The organism is Bifidobacterium vespertilionis, from assembly GCF_008698145.1.
GTDB lineage: Bacteria > Actinomycetota > Actinomycetes > Actinomycetales > Bifidobacteriaceae > Bifidobacterium > Bifidobacterium vespertilionis.
The window spans coordinates 122888-142956 of record NZ_RZNZ01000007.1 but is presented as its reverse complement, the minus strand read 5'-3'; the positions used below and the strand labels follow the sequence as shown (position 1 = coordinate 142956).

The following is a 20069-nucleotide window of genomic DNA, read 5'->3' as shown; positions in this document are numbered from 1 at the left end:
CCCGTCAAGTCCAGTCCCCGTGTATAATCGGAAAAGTTGTGCGGATTTCCGTCCGCGCATCACGCATACACACTCCTGTCGCGGATCGTCCGCGGCCAAATAGTCCGAAGGAGGTGGGTGATGTCTGCGCATAAGTACGAACTGATGTTCATCGCTGATCCTGAGCTGGATGAGGCCGGTCTGCAGAAGCTGACCGAGCAGTATCTCGAGATCGTCACCAACGAGGGCGGTTCCGTGGATGGAACCGACTACTGGGGTCGTCGCAAGCTCGCTTACGAGATCGCCGGCAAGACCGAGGGTAACTACGTCGTGGTGAACTACACCGCCGATCCCGCGACCAGCGACGAGCTGGACCGCGTTCTGAACCTCAACGAGTCCGTGATCCGCACGAAGATCCTTCGCAAGGACGTCAAGTAAGCTTTCGCACCATTTCGGTGCCGTTGTAAGGGGTGATTTCCATGGCAGTACCTACGTTCACCATCGTCGGTAACCTTGCCGCGGATCCTGAGGTTCGCCAGGGCAACAACGGTCCGTGGGCCACGTTCACCGTGATCACCACGACCCGTCGCCGCAACCGCGACACCAACGAGTGGGAGGATGGCGATCGCGCCAGCTTCCGCTGCGTGGTGTACGGCGATCTCGCGGCCAACTTGGGCAGCTCGCTGTCGAAGGGCCTGCGCGTCATCGCCTCCGGTCGCCTGCGCGACCGCCAGTACACGGACAATCAGGGCCAGACCCGGTACACCACCGAGTTCATCGTCGATGAGATCGGCCCCTCGCTGCGCTACGCCACCGCCCAGGTGACCCGCACGTCCGGCGGCTCCGGTTCCTATTCCGGCGGCTTTCAGGGCGGCAATCGCGGCGGTTTCCAAGGCAACAGCGGATTCCAAGGCAACCGCGGAGGCTACAACGGGGGCGCCGGCTATTCCGGTGGCTCCAGCTATTCCGGCGGCGCGTCCGCATCCCAGTCCGCCCCGGCGGCGGCACCCCAGACGGGTGCCGATCCGTGGGGCTCCCCGGCGGGCGGATCCTTCGGCTCGTTCGGCTCCTCCGACGATTTCGGCGGCGCCAACGACGAGCCCGAGTTCTAATCGCATTCCCCGCAACGCATCAATCAGACACTTTTCAAGGAGTACATCACTATGTCACGCAAGAGGCCGCAACCGCCGGTCAAGCCGTTCAAGAAGAAGCCGAACCCGCTGAAGGCCGCCAAGGTCACCGAGATCGATTACAAGGACGTCGCGCTGCTGCGCAAGTTCATCTCCGATCGCGGCAAGATCCGCAGCCGTCGCATCACCGGTGTCACCGTGCAGGAGCAGCGCGAGATCTCCAAGGCGATCAAGAACGCCCGCGAGATGGCTCTGCTGCCGTACGCCACCTCGGGCCGCTGATTTAGGAAGGTAGACAGACATGGCAAAGGAAATCAAGGTTATCCTCACCAAGACCGTCGCCAACCTGGGTCACTCCGGTGACGTCGTCGAGGTCAAGCTGGGCTACGCCCGCAACTACCTGATCCCGCAGGGCCTCGCCTTCGCGTGGAGCAAGGGTGCCGCCCGCCAGATCGAGGCCATGCGCCGCGCCCGTCTCGCCAAGGACGTTGCCACCCGTCAGGAGGCCGTCGAGACCAAGGCCGCGATCGAAGGCTCCACCGTCGAGATCGCCGTCAAGGTGTCCGAGTCCGGCAAGCTGTTCGGTGGCGTGTCCAACGACGCGATCGCCGCCGCCCTGGCCGACAAGGCCACCGTCGATCCGAAGGCCATCACCGTCGAGAGCATCAAGACCACCGGCGACTTCGCCGCCACGGTCCAGCTCCACCCGGAGATCGTCGCCAACTTCACCGTCAAGGTCGTCGCCGAGGCCGAGTGAGTCTCGGTTCGCTGACCTGAGCTTAAGCACAGCGAGGCCCCGCGCTTGGAATCCGTTCCATGCGCGGGGCCTCGCTGTATGTGAAGCGCGCCGGTGGCCTGCCGGTTAGAAGTTGCCGCCGTTCCAGCCCCAGTCGGTGGTGGCGGTGTAGCGGATGTATGTGCGGTCCTTCGGGATGCCCAGCTCCCCGTTCAGCGCGTCCATGATCTGCTCGGTGAGCTTCTCCCACGCGCCCGACGGCACCGAACGGCCGAACACGTTGACCTCCACGTAGGCGGCCGGCTTGTCGTCGCCGCCGGCGAAGTAGATGGGCATGTCGTCCTCGAACGGGCACATCAGCCATCCCTCGGACTTGCCGGGGACGGCCGTGATCGCCTTGCCATAGGCGGCCTTCAGGGCCTCGCGCTGCTCCGGGGTGGTCTTGACGCTCACATGGGTGTGAATGACGGGCATGATTCCTCCTTGATCGTCGATCGACGTACGCCGCCATTGTGCCACCCGCCGCGCCCCGTCGCAATGGATCGTTCGGCTCATGCCCCCGCGCGGCCCTTTCGCCATCCTGAGCGCAGCGGAGTCTTCACCGTCATCCTGAGCGAAGTGGAGTCTTCACCTGTCATCCTGAGCGCAGCGCGTAGCGCGAAGTCGAAGGATCCTTAATTGACACGCAGGATTAAGGATCCTTCGCTTCTCTCAGGATGACAACAAGCCGCTTCCCTCTCTTACCCCCTCGCGCCGGTCCTTCTCATTTTCATCCCCGCCGAATTACAAGATCTGCCAGCAACTGCCTCCGCTTTCCGGTTTTCTGGCAGAACTTGCACCTGAGAGGCCTCGGCAGCCCGCTAAGCTACAAGATCTGCCAGAAAACCGGAAACACGGACGACTTGCTGGCAAATCTTGCAGTTCGGTTCGGCACCGAAGTCATCCTGAGCGCAGCGAAGGATCCTTAATTTACGCACAGGATTAAGGATCCTTCGCTGCGCTCAGGATGACGGAAAGGCATCACGAGGCGCGGGCTGTCCATCACCGGGCGCGGGTTGGGCGTCACGGGGCGCGAATCCCGTCACACGGCGCGATCGCTCCATGTGACGCGGTCCGAAACCCGTTGTGCCGCAAGGGTTTTCGGGAGCCGTCACCGGGTGCGATCGCTCCGCGTGACGCCGTTCGCGCCCGGTGACGGTCGGTTCGCGCCCGGTGACGGTCGGTCCGCTCCGCGTGATGGTCGGCCCGCGCCCCGTGACGCCCGCCCAGCCGTCTCCATCCGCGGATTATGCGCAGATCCAGCGGCTTCCCGGCCATCGGTCAGCGTGCGTGAGTATAAAGGTCACTCGTGAGAAAACTGATCGAACAACTTATGAAATTTGGCATCGTGGGCATCATCGCCTTCATCATCGACTACGGTCTGATGAACATCCTGCTGATGTTCCACATGCACAACGTGCTCGCCACGTCCATCTCCTTCTTTATCTCCCTGATCTTCAACTACCTGGCGAGCATGAAGTTCGTCTTCAAGCACCGTCCCGACATGGCCCGGTGGATGGAGATCACGATCTTCTTCGTCTCGTCGTTCATCGGCTGGATCATCAACGAGGTGATCGTGTGGATCAGCACCTCGTGGATGCCGCACGATTCCATGTACACCATGCACACGCAGTACGTCATCTGGACGAACGTGGGCAAGCTGGTGGCCACCGTGGTGGTGATGGTGTGGAACTTCGTGATCCGAAAGTGGCTGCTGGACGACACGCACACCAACGCCATGAACCGTCTGAAGTCGGCGGACAAGCGCCTGACGCAGGAGGAGCTCGACGCCAAGTGGGAGAAGAGCTTCTCCCATCGTCTGGGCCTGTGGTCCCTGTCGCACACCCCCAAGGGCTGGAAGTGACGGCAAATCATTAGTCCGATCGGGCCCGCCAACGTCGGCGGGCCCGTCACGTATCCCGGCGGCCTACGGCGGCTTGCGCGGCTAGGTCACGGCCGGCCTATTCGCCTATACCGTGACCTCCTGCAACGTCGGCTTTTCGGTGCCGTCCTTGATTTGCTTGAAGCCGATGAGCGCGATCGCCAGCGAGCCGATCGCCAGCGCCGTCACCACCAGGAAACCGCCGTGCGATCCCATGCGGTCGATGAACTGGCCGGCGATCGCCGAACCCGCCGAGGCGCCGATCGAATTCATCGCGCCCATCCACGCCATGCCCTCCGTGAGGCGGGTGGGCGGCACCAGATGCAGCATGAGCTGGTTGCCGTTGATCCATGTGGGCGCCTGGCACACGCCGATCACCAGATAGATGATCATGATCGTCCACAGATTGTGCGCGAACAGGAACAGGCTGATGCCCAGATTCACCACCGCCAGGCAGAAGTAGAAGCGCTTCCACAGCGGGATGATCCAGTTCTTGGCGCCGTACACCAGCGCGCCCATGAGCGAGCTGATCGAGAAGCACGCGAACACGAAACCCGAATACTGCTTCATGCCCTGCTCGGTGGCGAACGAGATGATCGAGATGCCGGCGGCCGACTGGAAGGCGCCCAAGCCGAACCACGTCACGCACACGGCGATCAGGCCCGGTCCCCAGATCGACTCCTTCCGGCCCGCCTTGCCGTCTGCGTTCGCCTCGCTCTGCAGCGCGGCGGCCTTCGCGGCCTCGCGCGCGCGGTACTCCTTGCGGGTCATGCCGGCCTCGCGGGCCAGCTGGGTCTGCGACGGCGGTTCGGTCGTCAGCTCGGTCAGGAACATCAGGGCGCCCACGATCACGCACATGCCGGTGAACGAGAATGCGAGCAGGCCGGAGATCACGGCCAGCGTGGAGGCGAGCGGGTTGCCGATCACCCACATGGCCTCATCGAATACGCCGCACAGGCTCAGGGCCCGGTCCGTGCGCACGCGGTCGCCCTTGAGCAGATGGGTCCATCGGCCGCGGCTCATGGCTCCCCATGGCGGGATCGCGGCCATGAACGGCGTGATGCAGTAGAGCACCCACTCCGGTGCCCGGTTGGTGATGCAGGTGGTCAGTGCGATCGCCGCGATGATCCACACCACGATGGTGGGGATGGAGACCTGCCGCTGGCCGAACTTGTCCACCAGTTTGCCCAGAACCGGCGTGGCGATGGCCAGCGCGATGGCCTGCACGGCGGTGAGCGCGCCGGCGAGCGAGTAGTTGCCGTAGTAGTACTGCACGGAGATGGTGATGGTCATGCCGACCATGGGGAACGGCATGCAGGCGATCACCGAACCGATCGAAAAGCGCGCGGTGTGGGGGATGCGCAGCAGTTCGGCGTATCCGCCGAAGACGCGGGCGCCGATGTCCCTGACGCCGGCGATCACGTGGTTGGTCATGATGTGGTGGTCCTTCTTCGTCTCGTAGTCTCTTCGTTCTTCCCGTTTACCGTTTGCCGTATGCCGTTTGCCGTCATCGGATGGCCTGTGGACGGCGGGTCCCCGATGACTCAAATCGTTCTACGTAAAGGTTGTACCAGTGCGATGCCGCATCGGCTGCGGGGCCGCACTGTGTTTCTTCCGAGCATGCTATGCCGTGGCGGGTACATCAGCGCATCGGGGTGTGACCGTCGATCGGCGCTTCCTTCTTTTCCCTTCCCGCGCCCTTCCCGCGCCCCTTCCCTCGCCGCTCGATTCCCTCGGCGCAAACTGGGCAGAACGTGTCCGCTAGGAGCCCAAATCGGCCTCCAGATGACCGGATCTGCCCAGTACGCAAAACCGGCGGCCCGATCTGCCCAGTTTGGCGGCGCGGGCGGGGCCGGCCGAGCGCGGTCGGGGCCAGCCAAGCGCGGCCCAGCCGGGCGGGGACGATCGCGTACATCGGAATCGATACATTGGAATCATGAGCGCAACCACGATTCACTTTGTCCGCCACGGCGAGGTCCACAATCCCGATCATCTGCTCTACGAGCGCCTCCCCGGCTTCCACCTGTCCGATCGCGGCCGTCGCATGGCCGAGGCCACCGGCCGGTATCTGGCCGAAAACCCGCAGACCAACACCGCGGTGGCCGTCTTTTCCTCCCCGCTCGAACGCACGCGCGAGACCGCCGGCATCATCCTGGACCATTTGAACGAGGCCCGCGCCGAACTGGTGGTGGCCGACCCCAACGGAAGACGTCTGCCACCGCTCAAGCTCGCCACCGACGACCGGCTCATCGAGGCCGGCAACGAATTCCGCGGCCGTCGCATCGGCCATGGTTCCGGCGCGCTGTGGAGGCCGGAGAACCTCAAGCTCATCCGCAATCTCTACAAGCCCACCTGGGGGGAGAGCTACAGGCAGATCGCCGCGCGCATGAGTGCCTTCGCCCATGAGAAGATCGACGCGTATGCCGGCCGGCAGATCATCGTGGTCAGTCATGAGTCGCCCATCTGGTCGTTCCGCCATCTGCTGGAGACCGGTCATCCCGAGCACAACATGCTGCTTCGTCACGCCGCGTTGGCCTCCGTCACCTCCGTCACCTTCGATTGTGACACCCATCAGGTGATGAGCATCACATATGTGGATCCCGCCGCCAACGTGGCGTGAGAACGGACGGATTACAATCAAAACTGGACTCATATGCCGGCGGCCGGACCGCTGGCGAACAATGGTGGGAAGCAAAGGAGCCAAACGAAATGACGTTCGCATTCAATGACGCCGCAGCGGCCCGCGTAGCCGCCTCCGACGCGGTGCGCGAAGCTGCGGAGCAGGGTGCCGAGCTGCTGAAGCTGTGGCCGTTGACCGAGGCCATGCACATGGACAACGACGCGAAGTACGGCGAGAACCTGCAGGTGCGCCTCACCCGCGCCGCCGCTCGCATCATGACCGGCGAGGACGTGACCGTGCCGGACGCCGAATTCGTCTACGAGGGCGCGGACACGATCCCGGGCCGCCCGCAGGATCTGGTGGATGCGCTGCTCGCCGCGAACGACGCCTACGACGGTCTTTCGGACTTCTCCGAGACCGGCGATCCCCAGCTGGTTGTGGAGGCCGCCGATCATCTGCGCGCCGGCTGGTCCGACGACGTGACCGCGAAGGTCACCGCGATCCTGAACGATGTTGAGGCCGCCGTGCAGGCCGGATCCCTGCCCGGCGCGGAGGCTTCCGCGGCCGGCGCGGCCAGCGTCGATGCCGTGGCCGCCCGTTTCGCCGATGCGCTCATGGTGTGCGATGCGCTGCTCGCCGCCGTGGGTGAGGATCCGAAGTCCGCGCTGCCGGTCCTGCTGGTGGTCAACGAGCTGCGCGAGCAGATCTCCGTGCCGCGCATCGCGCTGAGCGACGATCAGGTGGACGGGCTGCTCAAGGCCCGCGCGGCTGCCGGTGACGATGCGGACGCCCGTTTGGACGCCACCGTCGCGTTCGTGGCCCCGCTGGCCGCCGCCGAGTGGGACAAGCACCGCGAGGATGTGCTGTGGGATCCCGCCGCGGCCAAGAAGAAGGCCAAGGAGGAGGACGAGAAGCGCAACAAGGAGGCGCTCGCCGCCAAGTTCGCGCATATCAAGGACGATCCGAACAAGGAGCACGTGGAGCTCTGACGCGCTGATCGCGATCATGCGCGTGATTGCATGACCGCCTGATCGTTCCAACCTGCGCCCCCAATTTCGCAGGTTGGAACGATCAGGCGGTCATTTGGTTACCGGTTGTCTATGCCGGCTGTCTGGCTGTCGCTTACTGCTGCGGTGCGAACGGGTTCCGCGGCTGATCGGAGCCATTCTGCGAGGGATCGGGCTGCGCGGGCTGATCCGGCTGTGCGCCCTGACCGTTCTGTCCCGGCTGCCCGAACGGCTGAGCCGGCTGGCCAGGCTGTGCGCCCTGAGCCGGCTGGCCAAACGGCGTGGGCGCCGCGGGGGCGATGTCGAACCGCGTGCCCGCCGGGTTGGACTTGCCCACAAGCAGCACCAGCATGATGATGGCGGAGATGATGTCCATCAGCGCGGCGACCATGATGGCGCTGATCGCCCCGGAATTGACCGCGAGGAAACGGTTCAGCAGGAACTCCACCTCGTTGGTGTCGCGCGCGCTGGAGAAGGCGCGGGCCAGCACGTTGAGCCTGTCCGTCAGCGGCTGCACGTACACGATGGTGACGATCTTGTCGATCACCCACGGCACCGCGGCGATCAGCATGAACCAGCCCGACTTGTTGGTGTCGTGCAGTCGCCTGATGCCCACGAACAGCAGCAGCACGCTGGCCGCGATGTTCCAGATGTATCCCAGCGCGATGCCGAGACCGCCCAGCATGCTGCCCACAAGGCCTACTCCTGCGTTGACCAGGATGATGAACAGATACGCCCACCAGAACTCGCCGCGGGAGGCGCGGCCGGTCCACACGAAGGCCTTGTTGAACAGGCGTTTGATCGCCGCGCCGAAGCTGATGCCGTACCAGGGCTGGTCGATCGGCGGCTCGCCCGCATAGGCATACTGTCCGTACTGCGCGCCCTGTGGCAACGGCTGACCCGGCGCGAATTGATTAGACTGACCGGACTGGCCGGGCTGCTGGTATCCCGCTGCGAACGGGTTGGCTGGTGCCTGCTGGCCGTACTGCCCATACTGGGGTTGACCATATGCGGGCTGCTGGCCGGGCTGGGTGGTCTGATCGGGCTGGGCGGTCTGGCCGGGCTGGCCGGACTGATCGTACGCGGGCTGCGGCGCGTACTGCCCGTACGTCGGCTGGCCGGAGGGCTGCTGTGGTGCGTACTGGCCATATTCCGGCTGAGCGGGCTGATCGGGCTGACCGGGGGTGGGCTGAGCGGGCTGATCGTATGCGGGCTGGCTGGGCTGAGTGTATGCGGGTTGGCCGGGCTGCGTGGGATGCTGGTATCCCGCTGCGAACGGGTTGGCCGGCGCCTGCTGGCTGTACTGCTGTCCGGGCTGCTGGGCCGAAGCGGGTGCGTACTGTCCGTATTGCGGGGTCGGCTGCTGCGATGCGGATTGCGCGTGAACATCGGTCTGCGGCAGGTCCTGCTGCTCGCTGTACTGTGGAATCGGCGTCGTGGGCGTCGGCTGCTGCTCAGGCTGCCCAGACTGCTCCGGCTGCCCCGGCTGCTGATTATTCGGTTGGGAATCGGTCATCAATGCCCCCTTTCATGAGCGTTGCGGCCATTGTCCCAGCACCCCGGGGCATTGTCCATAGGCGTCCGGCTGTCCCAATGGGTGCCTCACGTCCTAGCGCCTGCCCGAATCCACGAGTTGGATCCGCAAACTGGGCAGATCGGGACGCTTGATTTGCCAACTGGGCAGATCCGGTCATCTACGGCCGATTTTCAGCCCCTAATCGCCAGGATCTGCCCAGTTTGCAAGATCGGCGTCCCGATCTGCCCAGTTTGCCCCCGCTCCGCGCTTCTCCGCTCTTGCGTGCGTCTCATTCCGCTACCTATTCCGGAATTGGATGCGGTTTGAGACTCAGGAGCGGGCTGGGATGTCTCAAACTGCCACCTTTCCGCAAATTGGATGCGACTTGAGACGCGACAAGGGGTCGGATTGTCTCAAACCGCCGCCATTTCCCGGATTGGATGCGATTTGAGACACAGAAGCGGCGCGGGAATGGCACGGCATCGGCGTGGGATCAGCAGAAGCGGCGCAGGATCAGCGGAATCAGCGCGGGAATGGCACGGCATCGGCGTGGGATCAGCAGAAGCGGCGCAGGATCAGCGGAATCAGCGCGGGAATGGCACGGCATCGGCGCGGAGGCAGTGGAACGGCACGCGGAGGCAGCGGAACCGGCACAAAGCCGGCATGGAAGCGGCATGGGAATAGCGCGGCCCCGTCACGGAGCTGGCGCGGCCCCGTCACGGAGCTGGCGCGGCCCCATCGCAGAGCCGGCGCCGCGGCGTCGTCGGCCCCATCCCGCTTGCCCGTCACCCTTCCTCGTCGAAGGCCACCGCATCATCCTCGGCGCCCAACAGCAGACGCTCGGCCAGCGAGACGCCCAGCAGCACCACGCCCGTGAGCGCCACCACCATGAACGTGGCGCAGAAGATCAGCGGCGTGCGGAACGAGTTGTACGCCATCTGCAGCCAGATGCCCAGACCCTTGCGCGCGCCCATGTACTCGGCCGTGGTGGCCGTGGCGAACAGGTAGGACGCGGAGATGCGGATGCCGCCGAAGATCTGGCGCGCGGCCACCCGGAGCTTGACATGCCACAGGGTCCACCATCGTGTGGCCCCGCACGTCAGCGCCACGTCCTCGTAATATTGCGGCACGGCCTTGAGCCCGCGGATCGTCTGTACGGCGATCGGGAACAGGCTGAACACGGCCACGATCGCGATCTTGCCGGAGATCTCGAAGCCGAACCAGATGATGAACAGCGGGGCGATCGTGATCAGCGGCATGGTCTGCGCGGCCGTGAGCAGCGGGAAGAACGCGGCGTTGAGGATCGGCGAGCAGTAGAACAGGACGCCGATCAGGATGCCCAGCGTCACAGCCAGCACGAAGCCCGCCGTGGCCTCCTGGATCGTGACCACGGTCTGCGCCCACATCTTGGGCCACACGTCGATCGTGGCCATCACGATCTCGCTCGGCGCGGAGAACGAATGCCGGTTCGCATGCCCGGAATCCACCCAGATCTCCCACACCGCGATCAGCACCACCACCGCCACCAGCGTGGGGACGTATCGCTTCAGTTTTGCCAGCACCCTGCCCGGCTGCGTCCTGCCCGGTTGCGTCCTGCGCACCTGCGGCTGAGCGTCCGATTCCACCATGTTCGATTGCGCCTTGACGGCCATATTCACCTTGCTTTCCGCCCGTCGGTAAGGTGAGGAGCCCGCGGGCACGGCGGTCCCCATTATAGGGGCGCCCGCGGAGTCCGATCGTCAGATGACCGGAGGCTGTGGCAACGGCCTCCACGTCCCGCTTGCGGGGCACAATGGAGCCTATGACTGAAGCCGAAAACAACAAGGAAACCAAACCCGAACTGCCGAAGGACGTCCGCGTGCGCTTCTGCCCGTCGCCCACCGGCACGCCGCACGTCGGCATGATCCGCACAGCCCTGTTCAACTGGGCCGAGGCCCGCGCCACCGGCGGCAAGCTGATCTTCCGCATCGAGGACACCGACGCCGCCCGCGACTCCGAGGAGAGCTACAACCAGATCCTCGAATCCCTGGCCTGGCTGGGCATCGACTGGGACGAGGGCATCAACGTGGGCGGCCCCCACGGCCCCTACCGCCAGTCCGAGCGCACCGACATCTACAAGGACGTGGCCGCCAAGCTGCTGGCCGCCGGCTACGCCTACGAATCCTTCTCCACCCCGGAGGAGATCAAGGAGCGCAACCTGGCCGCCGGCCGCCCCGCCGAGTTTGGCTACGACGGCTACGATCGCAACCTCACCGAGGAGCAGAAGGCCGCCTTCCGCGCCGAGGGCCGCCAGCCCGCCCTGCGCATCAAGATGCCGGACGAGGACATCGCCTTCGACGATCTGATCCGCGGCCGCATCGAGTTCAAGGCCGGTTCCGTGCCGGACTACGTGATCGTCCGCCCGAACGGCGACCCGCTGTACACGCTCACCAACCCGGTGGACGACGCCCTCATGGAGATCAACGTCGTGCTGCGCGGCGAGGACCTGCTGAGCTCCACCCCGCGCCAGATCGTGCTCTACCGCTACCTCGAGGAGCTGGGCATCGCCAAGACCACCCCGCTGTTCGGCCACATGCCGTACGTGATGGGTCAGGGCAACAAGAAGCTCTCCAAGCGCGACCCGGAGTCCAACCTGTTCAACCACCGCGACGCCGGCTTCATCCGCGAGGGCCTGCTCAACTACCTCGCGCTGCTCGGCTGGTCCATCGCCCCGGACCGCGACGTGTTCTCCATGGACGAGATGATCGCCAAGTTCGACGTGCGCGACGTGAAGGCCAATCCGGCCCGCTTCGATCTGGACAAGGCCATCTCCATCAACGCCGAGCACATCCGCATGCTCGATCCGGCCGACTTCCTGCGCCGCTCCGTGCCGTACCTCATGCGCGATGGCGTGGTCTCCGCCGATTCGTGGGACGATCTGACCGATCGTGAGCGCGAGGTCCTGACCGCCGCCGCGCCGCTCGTCCAGCCGCGCGTGCGCCTGCTGGGCGAGGTGGCCGGCATGGTCGGCTCCCTGCTGTCCACCGAGGGCTACATCGAGCCCGATGCCGACGCCCGCAAGCAGCTCAAGGATTCCGCCGCCGAGGTGCTGGACAAGGCGATCGCTGCGCTGGAAGGCGTGGCCGAGGCCGATTGGAAGACCGACGCGCTGCACGAGACGCTCAACAAGGCCCTCGTGGAGGACGGCGGCTATAAGCCGCGCCTCGCGTTCGGCCCGGTGCGCGTGGCCATGTCCGGTCGCCGTGTGAGCCCGCCGCTGTTCGAGTCCATGGAGATCGTGGGTCGCGACATCACGCTGGCCCGTCTCAAGGGGCTGAGCGAGCACCTGTGAACCCCCATTGTCGGCTCCCCTCGGGTGAGGCTGAGGCGTTAAGCAAACAGCCCGGTGGGCTGTCTGTAGCTGAGGGTGAGACGATAGTCGAACCAGTGGGACTGCGGGCATGCCCCGTCCTGAGTTGCGGCTGAGCTGTCACGCGAAGCGTGACTGAGGGGAGTCGAAGGCGGGCATCTATTCACACGGATGCCCGCCTTTGTGCATTCACTCAGAGGAATCGGGTCTTGCCTGCAAATTCATTAATAGGTTGTATGCAAATCCATCGGCAGATTGCCTGATAATGCATCAGTAGCGAGCGGAAATCGTTGCAATGCAAGGTTTTTGCCTACCGGGCATTCCAATCGATAATGGTGTTTCGACGGGTGATGGTGGTGGGGGCCAGCAGCTCGAAATGGGCGTCGCCGGTGTCGCCGTTCAATCGGTCGAAGAGGATGTCGACCGCACGCTCTGAGAGCTGTTCCGGCAAGGTCGAGACATTGGTGACTGGCCATTCGAATGAGGCCGCCGCGAAGTCGGAACAATAGGACACCACGGAAACGTCCCGCCCCGGAATCGCGTCATGCCGGCGCAACGTGCGCAGCAACCATTCGGTCGGGCGTGGCTGGCGCACAATGATGCCCAGTCGGTCATCGACGTGCGCCAACAGCTGGTTGGCGGTGCTTTCAATGCCGTCCCAGCCGTCGCCGAGGCGCTGCACGATGGAGAATTCCATGCCGTGTTCCATGGCGCGATCATGTGCGGCGGTGTAGTAATCCTCAACGAAGCTGTACTCGTGCACGTCGGTGCCGAGCTGAGGCCCGACCATGGCCACATGATGGTGTCCGGTCTGCGCCAGCTCGTCGACCGCCAGTCGTGCGGCCACGCGGCCGTCGGCGTCAACCGAGTCCAAGCCCATAGGATTGTTGGTGCGGCCTGCAAGCACTACCGGCAGATTGAGTTCGGTGGCGATCGGCACTCGGGGATCTTCACTACGCACATCCATCAGAATGAATCCGTCGCAGATGGATTTGCCCGCCATGCGCTTGAGTGCGGCCACGCCGTCATGCGTGGTGTTCAGAATCACGTCGTAATCACGCTGGCGGGCGGCCTTGACGATGGCGTCGATGTACGGCGTGGTCTCGTTGGCGTCGGAAACTTCGTTCATCTCCACGAACAGGGCGATGATATTGGTCTTTGAGGTACGCAGCGTGCGTGCGCCGGCGTTGGGCTGGTAGTTGAGTTTGCGCATCGCCTCTTCGACGCGCTTGCGAGTGGCCTCGGCCACCACGTCCTTGCCGTTGACGACGAACGACACCGTGCTTTGCGATACCCCTGCCAGGGCGGCAACGTCCTTGCTGGTGGGCGGCTTGGTCATGGTGGTTGATTTCCTGGGCATGATGTTCCTTTGCTGTCGCGTGGCCGGCGGCGGTGTGCGGGCCGCATGAATAAGATTAGTCGGTGCGGGCGGCCGTGGCCGCCGAGCTGCTTGCAGTTAATATTAATACGATTTATCTATGAGTGATTGGCGGTTGGGTTCGGAAGGGTCTTTCAGGTGGTGTGCGGACTGGGTTGCGGCAACAGGGTTCATACGTATTGATTCGGCGTGTCGGGTCTGATGCAGATATCTCCAATAGTATTATAAATGCTGTATCTGCAAGTGATTTACCGGTTACCTAAAGTACCTTCTTCTGATATCGGCCATCCTCAATCCCGCAGGTCTCGTTTTGCGTTTTTGGGCTACCGGTGCTATCGCAAAAATACGTATTCAATACGTATTAAATCAAAGAGGAAAGGAGAAACCGATGAAGGTTTCCTCACAACGTATTGTCAAGATCGTCGGCGCAGCGGTGGCGTCGGCGCTGCTGGTGGCTCCGCTGGCCGCGTGTGGCGGGAACTCCGCCGGCGGGAACTCCGACGGCAAGGTGAAACTGACGTTCCTGTCATACTTCAACAAGACCCAGATCGGCAAGGTCATCGATGATTTCGAGGAGGCCAACCCGAACATCCAGATCGAAATGCAGACCTCGAAGGATTACGTGCAGACCCTGCAGACCCGTCTGGCTGGCGGCGAACCGCCGACCATCTTCAACCTGACAATGGATAACCGCACTGACGTGATGAAGTCTGGCGCAGCCCTCGACCTGACCGGCTCCGACTTCTTTGACGGCATTGACGACTCCAACTTCACCCTCTTCCAGAATGACGGCAAGACCTACGGCATGCCGGTCACCGCTTGGTACGGCGGCATCGTGTACAACAAGGACCTGCTCAAGAAGGCCGGTTACGACGAATTCCCGAAGACCTGGGACGAATTCCTGGACATGGGCAAGAAGCTGAAGTCCATGGGCGTCACGCCGTTGCTCGACTCCAACGTCAACACCCAGCCTTCCGGCATCTTCGTCGGACTGCTTGCCAGCTACTACGCAGGTGAGGGCAGCACCCAGATGGATGAGGACATTTGGAACGGCAAAACCACGTTCTCCAAGGAATGGACCCCGGTGTTCAAGCAGTACTACCGCATGGTCGAGGACGGCATCCTGGGCCAGGAGACCCTCGGCATCGACGGTGATCAGGAGAAATCCGAATTCATGAACGGCAACACCGCCCTCTACCGCTCCGGCCCGTGGGACCTCGACACGCTGCGTAAGTCCGGCATCAATTTCGGCGTGGCCGCGTTCCCGGCCTATCCGAGCAGCGAACAATGGATTAACGGTGGCCCGGATCAGGGCTTCGCCATCGCCGCCAAGGCTTCCGAGGAAAAGCAGGAAGCCGCCAAGAAATTCCTGGCATTCCTCAACAGCGAGCAGGGCCTGAAGGACTTCACCGCCGGTGCCGGCACGCAGTCGATCTCCAGCAAGTACACCGCCGAAGTCCCGGACGAATTCAAGGAAATCGTCACCGACTACCTGCAGAAGAGCAAGTTCTACTGGGTCAACTGGGGCAAGGCCGCCACCACGATGGTCTCCGCGGATGTCGCCGCCCAGCAGCAGCTCATCCAAGGCAAGCTGACCCCTGCCGCGGCCGCCGCGAAGCTCGACGACACTTGGAATTCCGTCCAGTAACATCGGCTCGAACCGCCGGCTGAACGGCCGGCGTCATCGACTCCGGGCGTGCGACTACTCCCGCACGCCCGCGATTCCCATCGGCCTGCGCGAGGCTCGCGACCGATGACTCTGCACGAGCCTCGAACCGGCGGCATCCTCCTCCTCGCCGCCGGTTCGGGGCTCTTGCCATGTCCCAAACACTGCAATACTCCTGTGCAACTAACTCCAAGACAAAGGCTTTACTCATGACCGCTGCCACCGCAACGCCCCGAACGGCGAGTAAGCAGAAGAAGTGGTGGACCTCGGCGTCGTTCAAAGACAACATGGCGTCGTTCTGGTTCCTACTGCCGATTATCGCGATCTTCGTCATCCTGACGCTGATTCCGCTGCTGCAATCGTTCGTCTACTCCTTCACCGACTTCGACGGCTACTCCACCGATTTCAACTTCGTGGGGCTTGAGAACTACGCCACCATATTCTCCGATCCAACCCTCCTGAGCAGCGTGGGCTTCACCCTGCTGTACGCCTTCGGCGTCACCTTCTTCGTGACTGTTCTTGCCATCCCGCTAGCTGTCACGCTCAACAAGGCGATGTGGTTCCAAGGCTTCGCGCGCTCGCTGTTTTTCTTCCTGTCCGTGCCCGCGCAGGCCATCATCGGCCTGATCTGGCAGTACATCTTCTCCCCGCTCGGTTCGGGTGTGGCCAACAAGTTCCTCGCCATCTTCGGTCTTGGCCCCATAGGCTGGCTGTCCCAAGACAACTTGGCGCGGTTCTGCGTGATCTTCGTGGCCGTGTGGATGGGCGTCGGCTGGCACGCCACCCTGTACATCGCCTTCCTGCAGAACATCCCCAAAGACCTGTACGAGCAAGCCACCGTGGACGGCGCCGGCACCTTCCAGCAGTTCGTCCATATCACCCTGCCGCAGCTGACGCCCGGCATCGTGACCTCCATGTTCCTGCTCATGACCGGCGGCCTCAAGATCTACGACCTGCCGTACACGTTAACCGGCGGCGGCCCAGGCTACGCCACCTATACCATCACCCAATCGCTGCTGCTCAGGGGCATCGGCCAGTCCCAGTACGGCCTCGGCTCCGCTCTGGCCACGCTGTTCACCGTGGCCTGCATCCTCGTGATCTTCCTGCAGCTGGCCATTTCCGGTGCCGTTGAAAAGAGATTCGCATGACCCAGTCAAAAAAGAACCTGATTGCCAAAATCATCAGGACCGTCGTGGTTCTGGCATTGGCGTTGCTGTGCGCGTTCCCGCTGTACTACATCATCGTCAGCTCGTTCAAAAACCCGATCGACATGACGAAGAACCCGTTCAGTCTGCCGAACCCATGGGTGGGCGGCAACTACGTCGAGGCAATCGCCGACGGAACGATTATCCGGGCGTTCGTCAACACCGTGATCGTCACCGTGGCGGCGGTCTTCCTGCAGGTGTTCTTCGGCTCGATGGCCGCCTACGGCATCATCCAGAAGAAGTCGCGGTTCACGGCCGCGGTCGGTTCCGTGCTCATGATCGCCTTCGCTGTGCCCGCCCAAGCCACCCTGCTGCCACTGTTCAAGATGGAATCCTCGTGGGAACTCGTCGACTCACTGCTCGGCCTGATACTGCTGTACCTCGGCAGCACGGTGTTCTGCTACTTCCTGATCGTGGGCTACATGAAATCCCTGCCGCAGGAGCTGTTTGAAGCCGCCAGAATCGATGGCGCCGGCCCGTTCACCATCTACTTCAAGATCGTGCTGCCGCTCATCAAACCGATTCTGACCACCGTGGTGGTGTTCCAAGTCATGGGCACGTGGAACGACTTCCTCTACCCGAGCGTATTCCTCTCCTCGCAGGACAACCAGACCGTGGTATTGCAGGTGTTCAACGCCGTTCAACAGTTCTCCACCAACTGGCCGCTGTTCATGGCCATCACCGTGATTGCGCTGTTCCCCGTGTTCATCTTCTTCGTGTTCTGCCAGAAGTGGATCGTCTCCGGTCTGGTGGCCGGCTCTGTGAAAGGTTGATGTTATGACCGTTCTTGCCATCGAGGTCAACGAGACCGACGTCGCCGCCGAAGCCGTGGACGCGCCCGTGATCGACACCGACAACGGGCGTGTGGAATTCGATCCCTGCACCGGACTGCCCATGCGGTTTGTCAGTGCCGACCCTACGCGCAAATATCTGATCGATTCAGCTGTGGATTGGCATACTGTCGAACACTATTGGGGTGCCGGGTTCGTAGTCACCGGGGCAGGGTCTGCGCATTGGGATGCGGCAGAGCGCACCCAAGCGGGCGATGGGGGTGCCGCTCTGATCCAGACCTACGATTTGGCCCCGGCCGGATTGCGCCTGAACGTCACGCGAACCGGAGGCGCCAAATACGCCGAGCGCTACGAATGGACGAACATCACCGATCGTCCGCTGATCATCACCGAGCTCGGCATCCAAACTCCGTTCAACGACAGGTACCCCTCCGCCAAGCAGGCGCTCGCCGAATGCGTCAATGCGCATGTGTTCACCGGTGGCGGCTGGTCATGGGTGATTGCCGAACCGATGTGCGGCACTGACGTGTTTAACCGTTGCCTGTGCCTGAAGCTCACCGAGGGGGCGCTTGCGGGATACTCGATTGAGTCGCGCAATCAGAACACCGGTTCGGACGTGCGCGGTCATATCGTGCTGCAGGTCACCGATTACGCACGCAACCCGCAGGCTTTCGGCGGTCAGCCGACCATTGCGCTTGAGCCGGGGGCATCATACGTGTTGAGCTGGGAGCTCGACTGGTACGTCGACCGTGATGCTTTCCTGGCCCACTACCCGGAGCCTGCGCATTTCTCCTCATTCGCGGAAACGGTTGGGCGGCACATCCATGTCGCCACACCGCTGCCGGTCAGCGCAATCACGGATGGGTTGGATATCGAGGCGAGTAACGGCGGCTACTATCTGACCGCCAGCGAGCCGGGCACGTATTACGTGCGTATCGGCACGGGGCCGGACGCGGCGAAAACCGAAGTGCTGTTCCATCGGTCTTTGCAAGACACAGTGGTTTCTCGCGCGGCTTACATCGCCTCTCATCAGATTGCCGCCGACCGCCCAGGATCAATGTCTGGCGCTTTTGTGCCGGTTGATACCCGAACCGGTTTGCGCGCCGATGATGGCGGTTGGCCGGACTGGACTGATGGCTCCGAGCGCATCGGTATGGCCGTAATGCTGCAAAAGGCCATCAACCAAGAATGGCTTGGTGCGGATTATCAAGGCATTGTGGACCGCTGGTTCGCTTTCGTCAAGGATTGGCTGATCAACGATCGTTACGAGATGCGGCGTGGCTCATCCCAGCCGAAATCGACCTTCGGTGGACGTCTTTATGATGTGCCGTGGATGGTGGAATTCTGTTGCGACCATTATCGCGCCACTGGCGATGCGGCGGATCTGTATTTGGCCGTCGATCTGCTCGAACGGCTCAACGAGCTTGGCGGAGAACGGTTCCTGTCCATCAGCTACGGCGAGACCGTGGAATATCTGTCGCGATTGCTGGATAAGGTAGGACGTGCCAATGAAGCCGACCAGTTACGCAAGCGCGTGGTGGCTAGCGCCAACCACTTCATCAGTGTGGGAGAGGATTTGCCTGCGCACGAAGTGGCCTACGAGCAGTCCGTGGTGGCGCCGCTGGTCAATCTGATGCTTTCTGCATACCGTTTCACCGGCAATGCGGATTATCTGGCGGCGGTCGAGGAACGATTGGATTGGCTGCTCTCCTTTGGTGGGCCGCAGCCTGATTGCCGACTGTACGGCATCAGCATTCGGCACTGGGATGGCTACTGGTTCGGCATCAACCGCATGTTCGGCGACGTGTTCCCGCACTACTGGAGCGCATTGACGGCCACGGCGCTGGTTCGGCTGCCCGCCGAACTGCATACGCCGGAAACCAATCGGCTTGCAGATGCGATTCTGCGAGAAAATATGGCCAACTACAACGCTGATGGCAGCGCCACCTGCGCGTTCGTGTTCCCCTCCAGTGTGGATGGCCGAGCGGCGAACGTGGCTGATCCGCTTGTCAACGATCAGGATTGGCATCTAGCCATGTGGCTGCGGCTGATTCAGAATGAGGGCTTGGGCTGCGCGGAAGGCTAATGAATTTGCAGGCAAGACCCGATTCCTCTGAGTGAATGCACAAAGGCGGGCATCCGTGTGAATAGATGCCCGCCTTCGACTCCCCTCAGTCACGCTTCGCGTGACAGCTCAGCCGCAACTCAGGACGGGGCATGCCCGCAGTCCCACTGGTTCGACTATCGTCTCACCCTCAGCTACAGACAGCCCACCGGGCTGTTTGCTTAACGCCTCAGCCTCACCCGAGGGGAGCCGACAATGGGGGTTCACAGGTGCTCGGCCAGACCCTTGAGGCGGGTGCGCGTGGCCATGTCCGGCCGCCGCATGTCCCCGCCGCTGTTCGAGTCCATGGAGATCGTGGGTCGCGACATCACGCTGGCCCGTCTCAAGGGGCTGCGCGAGCACTTGTGATCGTGTGATCGATCCGCGTTCCAAGGGGCGATTGCCGGGCGATGATGGTCCGGCGATCGCCTCTCGATTTGTGTGCGTGGGGGCGATTTGGCAGAGGCGATTTGGGCGGTTGGTCACATGATTTCCAAAACGTTGATATTCCGCGCGACTCGCCGTGATTTGCCAGATGCTTGACTTTCCCGTAAATTAAATCTCCGTTGCGCGGTTGTCCGTGCGACCGGTGAAAACTGAATATGCCCCCATCGTCTAGCGGTCTAGGACTACGCCCTCTCACGGCGCCAACACCGGTTCAAATCCG

The 20069-nt window shown here is 62.9% G+C and carries 17 protein-coding genes and 1 pseudogene; 13 read left to right on the top strand and 5 right to left on the bottom strand.

Translation table 11 applies throughout. The features are described 5' to 3' along the window. The first annotated feature begins 120 nt into the window (after positions 1–120). Genes rpsF through rplI form a run of 4 tightly spaced genes read left to right on the top strand, consistent with a single transcriptional unit; the run spans position 121 to position 1866 of the window. Positions 121–417, top strand: a complete 297-nt coding sequence (rpsF, locus tag EMO90_RS06540) for a 30S ribosomal protein S6 (protein WP_150355017.1) — start codon at positions 121–123, stop codon at positions 415–417. Positions 418–458: 41 nt separating this feature from the next. Then, complete coding sequence (gene ssb, locus EMO90_RS06535; RefSeq protein ID WP_150355016.1) at positions 459–1091, top strand: single-stranded DNA-binding protein; 633 nt, start codon at positions 459–461, stop codon at positions 1089–1091. 51 nt (positions 1092–1142) lie between these two features. Further along, positions 1143–1391: a 30S ribosomal protein S18 gene (rpsR, locus tag EMO90_RS06530; RefSeq protein ID WP_003810112.1), complete on the top strand. Its 249-nt coding sequence runs from the start codon at positions 1143–1145 to the stop codon at positions 1389–1391. Positions 1392–1410: 19 nt separating this feature from the next. Beyond that, entirely contained in the window at positions 1411–1866 is a 456-nt protein-coding gene (gene rplI / locus EMO90_RS06525) for a 50S ribosomal protein L9 (RefSeq protein WP_150355015.1), read from the top strand. A gap of 105 nt (positions 1867–1971) precedes the next feature. Here the strand turns inward: rplI and EMO90_RS06520 are convergent, their stop codons facing one another. Then, positions 1972–2319, bottom strand: a complete 348-nt coding sequence (locus tag EMO90_RS06520) for a phenylpyruvate tautomerase MIF-related protein (RefSeq protein WP_150355014.1) — start codon at positions 2317–2319, stop codon at positions 1972–1974. A gap of 898 nt (positions 2320–3217) precedes the next feature. Here EMO90_RS06520 and EMO90_RS06515 point away from each other — a divergent pair. Further along, positions 3218–3748 (top strand): GtrA family protein, encoded by a 531-nt coding sequence (locus EMO90_RS06515; protein WP_150355013.1) that lies wholly within the window; start codon positions 3218–3220, stop codon positions 3746–3748. A 105-nt stretch (positions 3749–3853) separates the two neighbouring features. Here EMO90_RS06515 and EMO90_RS06510 read toward each other — a convergent pair whose 3' ends face one another. Beyond that, on the bottom strand, positions 3854–5200 hold the full coding sequence (locus tag EMO90_RS06510) for an MFS transporter (protein ID WP_150355012.1): 1347 nt from the start codon (positions 5198–5200) through the stop codon (positions 3854–3856). Between the two features lie 502 nt (positions 5201–5702). Between EMO90_RS06510 and EMO90_RS06505 the strand changes: the two genes are divergently transcribed. Together EMO90_RS06505 and EMO90_RS06500 are read left to right on the top strand one after the other, a co-directional pair. After that, on the top strand, positions 5703–6386 hold the full coding sequence (locus EMO90_RS06505) for a histidine phosphatase family protein (protein ID WP_150355011.1): 684 nt from the start codon (positions 5703–5705) through the stop codon (positions 6384–6386). Between the two features lie 89 nt (positions 6387–6475). Next, positions 6476–7375 carry a hypothetical protein gene (locus tag EMO90_RS06500; protein ID WP_150355010.1) on the top strand — a complete coding sequence of 300 codons (900 nt, stop codon included), beginning with the start codon at positions 6476–6478 and terminating at the stop codon, positions 7373–7375. A 133-nt stretch (positions 7376–7508) separates the two neighbouring features. On the opposite strand, the gene EMO90_RS06495 is transcribed toward EMO90_RS06500, so the two are convergent. Both EMO90_RS06495 and EMO90_RS06490 read right to left on the bottom strand, forming a co-directional pair. After that, on the bottom strand, positions 7509–8909 hold the full coding sequence (locus EMO90_RS06495; protein ID WP_150355009.1) for a DUF805 domain-containing protein: 1401 nt from the start codon (positions 8907–8909) through the stop codon (positions 7509–7511). Positions 8910–9694: 785 nt separating this feature from the next. Beyond that, positions 9695–10561 (bottom strand): ABC transporter permease, encoded by an 867-nt coding sequence (locus EMO90_RS06490; RefSeq protein WP_223849815.1) that lies wholly within the window; start codon positions 10559–10561, stop codon positions 9695–9697. Between the two features lie 140 nt (positions 10562–10701). Here EMO90_RS06490 and gltX point away from each other — a divergent pair, with 140 nt between their 5' ends. Continuing rightward, complete coding sequence (gene gltX / locus EMO90_RS06485; protein WP_395952974.1) at positions 10702–12240, top strand: glutamate--tRNA ligase; 1539 nt, start codon at positions 10702–10704, stop codon at positions 12238–12240. Positions 12241–12568: 328 nt separating this feature from the next. Here the strand turns inward: gltX and EMO90_RS06480 are convergent, their stop codons facing one another. Then, complete coding sequence (locus EMO90_RS06480; protein WP_223849814.1) at positions 12569–13597, bottom strand: LacI family DNA-binding transcriptional regulator; 1029 nt, start codon at positions 13595–13597, stop codon at positions 12569–12571. 427 nt (positions 13598–14024) lie between these two features. Here EMO90_RS06480 and EMO90_RS06475 point away from each other — a divergent pair, with 427 nt between their 5' ends. From EMO90_RS06475 to EMO90_RS12415, 5 genes and pseudogenes are all read left to right on the top strand, one after another. Further along, the gene (locus tag EMO90_RS06475; RefSeq protein ID WP_150354631.1) at positions 14025–15284 is read left to right on the top strand and encodes an ABC transporter substrate-binding protein; all 1260 of its coding nucleotides are present in this window, start codon (positions 14025–14027) and stop codon (positions 15282–15284) included. Between the two features lie 227 nt (positions 15285–15511). Continuing rightward, positions 15512–16450, top strand: coding sequence for a carbohydrate ABC transporter permease (locus tag EMO90_RS06470; protein ID WP_150354630.1), 939 nt, complete (start codon positions 15512–15514; stop codon positions 16448–16450). Continuing rightward, positions 16447–17280, top strand: a complete 834-nt coding sequence (locus EMO90_RS06465; RefSeq protein ID WP_150354629.1) for a carbohydrate ABC transporter permease — start codon at positions 16447–16449, stop codon at positions 17278–17280. Before EMO90_RS06470 ends, EMO90_RS06465 begins: the two co-directional genes overlap by 4 nt. A gap of 4 nt (positions 17281–17284) precedes the next feature. After that, complete coding sequence (locus EMO90_RS06460) at positions 17285–19384, top strand: hypothetical protein (RefSeq protein ID WP_223849813.1); 2100 nt, start codon at positions 17285–17287, stop codon at positions 19382–19384. A gap of 273 nt (positions 19385–19657) precedes the next feature. Continuing rightward, positions 19658–19771 (top strand): annotated as a pseudogene (locus EMO90_RS12415) (hypothetical protein); the annotation flags it as partial. Between the last annotated feature and the right edge of the window lie 298 nt (positions 19772–20069).

Bases quoted from the DNA above. Each gene is read 5' to 3' on its own strand.
- rpsF (WP_150355017.1), top strand. From the start codon at position 121: ATGTCTGCGCATAAGTACGAACTGATGTTCATCGCTGATCCTGAGCTG.
- ssb (WP_150355016.1), top strand. From the start codon at position 459: ATGGCAGTACCTACGTTCACCATCGTCGGTAACCTTGCCGCGGATCCT.
- rpsR (WP_003810112.1), top strand. From the start codon at position 1,143: ATGTCACGCAAGAGGCCGCAACCGCCGGTCAAGCCGTTCAAGAAGAAG.
- rplI (WP_150355015.1), top strand. From the start codon at position 1,411: ATGGCAAAGGAAATCAAGGTTATCCTCACCAAGACCGTCGCCAACCTG.
- EMO90_RS06520 (WP_150355014.1), bottom strand. From the start codon at position 2,319: ATGCCCGTCATTCACACCCATGTGAGCGTCAAGACCACCCCGGAGCAG.
- EMO90_RS06515 (WP_150355013.1), top strand. From the start codon at position 3,218: ATGAAATTTGGCATCGTGGGCATCATCGCCTTCATCATCGACTACGGT.
- EMO90_RS06510 (WP_150355012.1), bottom strand. From the start codon at position 5,200: ATGACCAACCACGTGATCGCCGGCGTCAGGGACATCGGCGCCCGCGTC.
- EMO90_RS06505 (WP_150355011.1), top strand. From the start codon at position 5,703: ATGAGCGCAACCACGATTCACTTTGTCCGCCACGGCGAGGTCCACAAT.
- EMO90_RS06500 (WP_150355010.1), top strand. From the start codon at position 6,476: ATGACGTTCGCATTCAATGACGCCGCAGCGGCCCGCGTAGCCGCCTCC.
- EMO90_RS06495 (WP_150355009.1), bottom strand. From the start codon at position 8,909: ATGACCGATTCCCAACCGAATAATCAGCAGCCGGGGCAGCCGGAGCAG.
- EMO90_RS06490 (WP_223849815.1), bottom strand. From the start codon at position 10,561: ATGGCCGTCAAGGCGCAATCGAACATGGTGGAATCGGACGCTCAGCCG.
- gltX (WP_395952974.1), top strand. From the start codon at position 10,702: ATGGAGCCTATGACTGAAGCCGAAAACAACAAGGAAACCAAACCCGAA.
- EMO90_RS06480 (WP_223849814.1), bottom strand. From the start codon at position 13,597: ATGACCAAGCCGCCCACCAGCAAGGACGTTGCCGCCCTGGCAGGGGTA.
- EMO90_RS06475 (WP_150354631.1), top strand. From the start codon at position 14,025: ATGAAGGTTTCCTCACAACGTATTGTCAAGATCGTCGGCGCAGCGGTG.
- EMO90_RS06470 (WP_150354630.1), top strand. From the start codon at position 15,512: ATGACCGCTGCCACCGCAACGCCCCGAACGGCGAGTAAGCAGAAGAAG.
- EMO90_RS06465 (WP_150354629.1), top strand. From the start codon at position 16,447: ATGACCCAGTCAAAAAAGAACCTGATTGCCAAAATCATCAGGACCGTC.
- EMO90_RS06460 (WP_223849813.1), top strand. From the start codon at position 17,285: ATGACCGTTCTTGCCATCGAGGTCAACGAGACCGACGTCGCCGCCGAA.